At 52.6% G+C, this 610-nt stretch carries 7 tRNA genes; all 7 read left to right on the top strand.

From position 1 onward, the window contains the following. Window positions 1-13: 13 nt before the first annotated feature. The 7 genes from ESP02_RS13220 (at window position 14) to ESP02_RS13190 (ending at window position 610) form a co-directional block, all read left to right on the top strand. A tRNA-Val gene (locus tag ESP02_RS13220) sits at window positions 14-86 on the top strand. Between the two features lie 3 nt (window positions 87-89). Continuing rightward, window positions 90-162, top strand: a tRNA-Lys gene (locus tag ESP02_RS13215). Between the two features lie 7 nt (window positions 163-169). Beyond that, window positions 170-251, top strand: a tRNA-Leu gene (locus ESP02_RS13210). A gap of 17 nt (window positions 252-268) precedes the next feature. Continuing rightward, window positions 269-341 (top strand) — tRNA-Thr (locus ESP02_RS13205). A gap of 11 nt (window positions 342-352) precedes the next feature. Beyond that, window positions 353-424: transfer RNA gene (locus ESP02_RS13200), tRNA-Gly, on the top strand. 16 nt (window positions 425-440) lie between these two features. Next, window positions 441-526, top strand: a tRNA-Leu gene (locus ESP02_RS13195). A 10-nt stretch (window positions 527-536) separates the two neighbouring features. Beyond that, window positions 537-610: transfer RNA gene (locus ESP02_RS13190), tRNA-Arg, on the top strand.

Genomic DNA, 610 nt, shown 5'->3' with positions numbered 1-610 from the left:
TTAAGTTATCCATGGAGGTTTAGCTCAGCTGGGAGAGCATCTGCCTTACAAGCAGAGGGTCAGCGGTTCGATCCCGTTAACCTCCATATGAGCCGTTAGCTCAGTTGGTAGAGCATCTGACTTTTAATCAGAGGGTCACAGGTTCGAGCCCTGTACGGCTCATATTTTTGCGGGTGTGGCGGAATTGGCAGACGCACTAGATTTAGGATCTAGCGCCTTACGGCGTGGGGGTTCAAGTCCCTTCACCCGCATCATTTAAGTTTTACATGCCGGCTTAGCTCAGTTGGTAGAGCATCTGATTTGTAATCAGAGGGTCGAGGGTTCAAGTCCTTTAGCCGGCATCTTTAAACACGCGGAAATAGCTCAGTGGTAGAGCACCACCTTGCCAAGGTGGGGGTCGCGGGTTCGAACCCCGTTTTCCGCTTTGCCAAAGCAATCGCGCCGGGGTGGCGGAACTGGCAGACGCACAGGACTTAAAATCCTGCGGTGAGTGATCACCGTACCGGTTCGATTCCGGTCCTCGGCATTTCAAATATGCGCCCATAGCTCAACTGGATAGAGTGTTTGACTACGGATCAAAAGGTTAGGGGTTCGACTCCTCTTGGGCGCG

The organism is Enterococcus sp. NBRC 3427 (genome assembly GCF_007996925.1).
GTDB lineage: Bacteria > Bacillota > Bacilli > Lactobacillales > Enterococcaceae > Enterococcus_B > Enterococcus_B lactis.
The sequence above is the reverse complement of the archived record's forward strand: the minus strand, read 5'-3'. Positions and strand labels throughout refer to the sequence as shown.